This is a genomic window from Tardiphaga sp., assembly GCF_028290785.1.
Classification (GTDB): Bacteria; Pseudomonadota; Alphaproteobacteria; order Rhizobiales; family Xanthobacteraceae; genus Tardiphaga.
Window position 1 is genome coordinate 1 of sequence record NZ_JAQGJD010000061.1, and the last position, 4892, is coordinate 4892.

Consider the following 4892-nt stretch of genomic DNA (forward strand, 5'->3'; position numbering starts at 1 on the left):
GACAATGGCGACATCTATCTCGACAGCTACGCCGGCTGGTATTCCGTGCGTGACGAGGCGTACTACGCCGAGGACGAAACCGTCGTCGGCGAGGACAAGGTGCGCCGCGGCCCGCAGGGCACGCCGGTCGAGTGGGTGGAGGAGAGCAGCTACTTCTTCAGGCTCGCTGCCTATCAGGATAAGCTGCTCAAGCTGTACGAGGAGCAGCCCGATTTCATAGGCCCGGACACCCGTCGCAATGAGGTGATGAGCTTCGTCAAGGGCGGGCTGAAGGATCTGTCGATCTCGCGGACCACCTTCGACTGGGGTGTCAAGGTGCCCGGCGACGACAAGCATGTGATGTATGTCTGGGTCGATGCGCTGACGAACTATATCACTGGCGTCGGATTCCCCGACGAGGGGGCGGAGCGCTGGCACTACTGGCCGGCGGACGCGCACATCATCGGCAAGGACATCATCCGCTTCCACGCGGTGTACTGGCCGGCGTTCCTGATGTCGGCTGGCATCGCGCTGCCGAAGCGCGTCTTTGCTCACGGCTTCCTGTTCAACAAGGGCGAGAAGATGTCGAAGTCGGTCGGCAATGTCGTCGATCCCTTCAACCTCGCCACTGCCTACGGCGTCGACCAGGTGCGCTACTTTCTGTTGCGCGAAGTGCCGTTCGGCCAGGACGGCAGCTACAACCACGAGGCCATCGTCAACCGCACCAATGCCGACCTCGCCAACGATCTCGGCAACCTCGCGCAGCGCTCGCTGTCGATGATCGCCAAGCAGTTTGCCGGCGTGCTGCCGGAGCCCGGCGAATTCAGCGACAACGACAAGGCCATTCTCGCGCAGGCCGACGGCATGCTCGAACTGGCGCGCACTGCGATGGCCACGCAGCAGATCCATCAGGCGCTCAACGCGGTGTGGAACGTGGTCGCCGAAGCCAATCGCTATTTCGCGGGCGAGGCGCCGTGGGCGCTGGCCAAGACCGATCCGAAGAAGCAGGGCACTGTGCTGTATGTCACCGCCGAAGTGGTGCGGCAGGTGGCGATCCTGGCGCAGCCGGCGATGCCGGACTCCGCCGCAAAACTGCTCGACGTGCTCGGCATTGCCGCCGACGCGCGCGACTTCGCCGCACTGGCGACACGCCTCAAGCCGGGCGCCACGCTGCCGACCCCGACCGGCGTGTTTCCGCGCTATGTCGAGCCACCGGCGGCTTGAGACCATCATGCTCGTTGATAGCCACTGCCATCTCGATTTTCCGGATTTCGCCGACGACCTCGATGGCATCATTGCGCGTGCCGAAGCCGCCGGCATCGGCCGCTTCGTCACAATCTCCACGCGGGTAAAACGGCTGCCGGGACTGCTGGCGATCGCCGAGCGTTTTCCAAATGTCTATTGCTCGGTCGGCACCCATCCCGGCCATGTCGACGAGGAAGACGGCATCCCGGCGGAACAGCTGATCGAACTGACCAAGCATCCCAAAGTGGTCGCGCTCGGCGAAGCCGGACTGGACAACTTCTATGGTACCGACTTCAACGAGGCGCAGGAGCGTGGTTTTCGCGCCCATATCGCCGCGGCCCGCGCGACCGGACTGCCGCTGGTGATCCATACCCGCGTGGCCGACGAACAATGTGGCCGCATTCTCGAAGACGAGATGGGGAAGGGCGCTTTTCGCGCGGTGCTGCACTGCTATACCGGCGGCCGTGGACTGGCGATGCTGGCGATCGATCTCGGCCTGTCGATCTCCTTCACCGGCATCCTGACTTTCAAAAAATCGCAGGAATTGCGCGACCTCGCCGCCGAACTGCCCGCCGACCGTATCATGGTCGAGACCGACGCCCCGTACCTCGCGCCTGGCAAGTTCCGCGGCAAGCGCTGCGAGCCGGCTTATGTCGTGGAGACCGCCAAGGTGCTGGCGGAAACGCGTGGCGTCTCGCTCGAAGAAATATCGAGGCAGACCACGGAAAACTTCTTCCGATTGTTCAGCAAGGTACCCGCGCCGGATACCGCCGCATGACGGTGACGCTGACCATTCTCGGCTGCGGTTCCTCAGCGGGCGTTCCGCGTCCGGCGCTGGGTTGGGGCGCCTGCGATCCGACCAACCCGAAAAACCGCCGCCGCCGCTGCTCGATTATGGCGGAGCGCGAGTCCGAACATGGCATTACCCGCGTCGTCATCGACACCTCGCCGGACCTGCGCGAGCAGCTGATCGATGCGCAAGTCTATCACATCGATGCGGTGTTCCTGACCCACGAGCACGCCGACCAGACCCACGGGATCGACGACCTGCGTTCCGTGGTGCTGCATCAGCGCCGCCGGATTCCGTTCTATCTGAACCAGTCCACCGCCAAGGAGATCCTGCCACGGTTCTCCTATTGCTTCGTCTCGCCGGAAGGCAGCGACTATCCGCCGATCCTGGATCAGAAGTCGATCGAGGCGGGCGAGAGCCGCACCATCGACGGTCCGGGCGGCGCACTGACGCTGAGCGCCTTTCTCGTCCAGCATGGCAACATCCCGGCGCTCGGCTACCGGATCGGCAATGCCGCCTACACGCCTGACGTCAACGATATCCCTGAGCAAAGCTGGCCGGCGCTGGAGGGACTCGACCTCTGGGTGATCGACGGGCTGCGCTATACCCAGCACCCCAGCCATTTCAGCATCAACGACGCCTTGCGCTGGCGCGACCGCTTCAAGCCGAAGCGCGCGGTGATCACCAACATGACGGCGGATGTGGATTACGAGGCGCTGCGTCAGAGCCTACCGGCGAGCGTAGCGCCAGCCTACGACGGGATGCGGCTGGTGTTGGAGGAGGGCTGAACGCTCTCCCTCTTGTTCCGGACGCGGTGCAGCGTGAAACGCTGCCCCGCAGAGCCGGACCGTTACGGGCACCGGCGTTTGGGACGGCCCCGGATCTGCAGCGCACTACGCTGCCTGCGGCAGCGCATTGCGCCGCGTCCGGGGCAAGTGGGCGGGGCTACCCCGAAAACGACTTGGTCGATTTCGCCTGGTCGCGCAGCATGAATTTCTGGATCTTGCCGGTCGAGGTCTTCGGGATCGAACCGAACACCACGGCCTTCGGCGTCTTGAAGCCGGGCATCTGGCTGCGGCAGAAGGCGATGATGTCGGCTTCGGTCGCGGTGGCGCCGGTCTTCAGCTCGATGAAGGCGCACGGTACCTCGCCCCATTTGTCATCGGGCTGCGCCACCACCGCGGCGAAGAGCACCGCGGGATGGCGGTACAGCACGTCCTCGACGTCCACCGACGAGATGTTCTCGCCGCCGGAAATGATGATGTCCTTGGAGCGATCCTTGATGATGACGTAGCCGAACTCATCGAGCACGCCGAGGTCGCCGGTGTGAAACCAGCCGCCTTCGAATGCCTCCTGCGTCGCCTTCTCGTTCTTCAGGTAGCCCTTCATCACGATGTTGCCGCGGAACATGACCTCGCCGATGGTCTCGCCGTCACGCGGCACTTCCTTCATGGTCTCGGGATCCAGCACTGTGACGGCTTCCTGCAGCGGGTAGGGCACGCCCTGCCGGCGCTTCAGCCTGGCGCGCTCGTCGGCCGGCAGATCGTCCCAGCCGGGCTGCTCGGCGCAGACCGAGGCCGGGCCGTAGACCTCGGTCAAGCCGTAGACATGGGTCAGCTTGATGCCGATGTTTTCAGCGCCGGACAGCACCGCCATCGGCGGCGGCGCGCCGGCGATCGAACCCTGCACCATCCGGCCGCCGGCATAGGCGGGCGCATCCGGCGCGTTGATCAACGTGTTGTAGACAATCGGCGCGCCGGACATGTGGGTGACGCCGTGCTCGGCGATCAGCGCGAAGATTTTGGTCGGATCGACTTTTCGCAGGCAGACGTTGATGCCGGCCGTGGCCGCAAGGGTCCAGGGGAAGCACCAGCCGTTGCAGTGGAACATCGGCAGTGTCCAGAGATAGACCGGATGCTGGCCGAGACCGGCGGCCAGGATATTCGAGACGGCGTTGAGGTAAGCGCCGCGGTGATGGGTCACCACGCCCTTCGGGTTGCCCGTCGTGCCCGAGGTGTAGCCGAGCGCAATGGCGTCCCATTCGTCCTGCGGCAGGATCGGGGCAAAGCCGGGATCGCCCGACGCCACCGCGGCCTCGTATTCGAGTTCGCCGATCCGGCTGCCGCCGGAGTAGGCGGCGTCATCGACGTCGATCACGACGGGCTTGCGCCCGGTCATCAGGCCGAGTGCCTCGGTGATCACGCCGGCAAATTCGGGATCGACGAGCAGCACCTTGGCGCCGCCATGGTCGAGCTGGAAGGAGAGGGACGCCGCGTCGAGCCGGATGTTCAGGGCATTCAGCACAGCGCCGGCCATCGGCACCGCGAAGTGAGCCTCGTTCATCGCCGGCAGGTTCGGCAGCATCGCCGCGACGGTGTCGCCGCGGCCGATGCCGCGCGCCGCCAGGAACGAGGCGAAGCGACGGCAACGCTCATAGGTCTGCGACCAGGTGAAGCTGCGGTCCTCATAGACGGTGCTGACATGGTCCGGGTAGACGGCCGCGCTGCGGGCGAGAAAGCTCAGCGGCGACAGCGGCACGAAGTTGGCGGGGTTCTGGTCCAGCCCGCTGCTGTAGTGACCCTGGTCAGCGATCATCTGATATTCTTTGCTGTTATTTCAATGGTTTATCGGCATATATGAATATGCCAAGGAGTTGCGAGAAAAGGCTTCCAAAAATTCCCAAAACGCAGAGTAAGCCACTGAATTTATTTAGTAGTTATAGAAACCCTATCGATATCCAAGGGAAGATCGCCACGATGATCAAGCCAACCAGCAGCGCCAGCAGATAACCGAGAATCGGCCTGATGCCTTCCGCCGGATCGACTCGCCCGATCGCGCAGGCGGCATAATAGCCGACGCCGAACGGCGGCGCGAACAG

Annotated in this window: 5 protein-coding genes; 3 read left to right on the forward strand and 2 right to left on the reverse strand. The window is 64.1% G+C overall.

Features of this window, described 5'->3' with window-relative positions; translation table 11 throughout:
• From metG to JWR89_RS03500, 3 genes are all read left to right on the forward strand, one after another.
• A partial coding sequence (gene metG, locus JWR89_RS03490; RefSeq protein ID WP_299711852.1) for a methionine--tRNA ligase occupies positions 1-1203 on the forward strand: 1203 nt, incomplete at its 5' end.
• 7 nt (positions 1204-1210) lie between these two features.
• A complete protein-coding gene (locus tag JWR89_RS03495) occupies positions 1211-2002 on the forward strand; it encodes a TatD family hydrolase (RefSeq protein WP_299711853.1) in 792 nt (263 codons plus the stop codon).
• Positions 1999-2802: an MBL fold metallo-hydrolase gene (locus JWR89_RS03500; RefSeq protein WP_299711855.1), complete on the forward strand. Its 804-nt coding sequence runs from the start codon at positions 1999-2001 to the stop codon at positions 2800-2802. Before JWR89_RS03495 ends, JWR89_RS03500 begins: the two co-directional genes overlap by 4 nt.
• Before the next feature lie 157 nt (positions 2803-2959).
• Here JWR89_RS03500 and JWR89_RS03505 read toward each other — a convergent pair whose 3' ends face one another.
• Together JWR89_RS03505 and JWR89_RS03510 are read right to left on the reverse strand one after the other, a co-directional pair.
• On the reverse strand, positions 2960-4609 hold the full coding sequence (locus JWR89_RS03505) for an acyl-CoA synthetase (protein WP_299711856.1): 1650 nt from the start codon (positions 4607-4609) through the stop codon (positions 2960-2962).
• Positions 4610-4730: 121 nt separating this feature from the next.
• Positions 4731-4892, reverse strand: a 162-nt coding sequence (locus JWR89_RS03510) for a TRAP transporter large permease subunit (protein ID WP_299711858.1), incomplete at its 5' end; no start/stop codon positions are given.

What these genes read in the sequence shown, in the direction of transcription:
- JWR89_RS03505 (WP_299711856.1), bottom strand. Translation starts at nt 4,609, where the DNA reads ATGATCGCTGACCAGGGTCACTACAGCAGCGGGCTGGACCAGAACCCC.
- JWR89_RS03495 (WP_299711853.1), top strand. Translation starts at nt 1,211, where the DNA reads ATGCTCGTTGATAGCCACTGCCATCTCGATTTTCCGGATTTCGCCGAC.
- JWR89_RS03500 (WP_299711855.1), top strand. Translation starts at nt 1,999, where the DNA reads ATGACGGTGACGCTGACCATTCTCGGCTGCGGTTCCTCAGCGGGCGTT.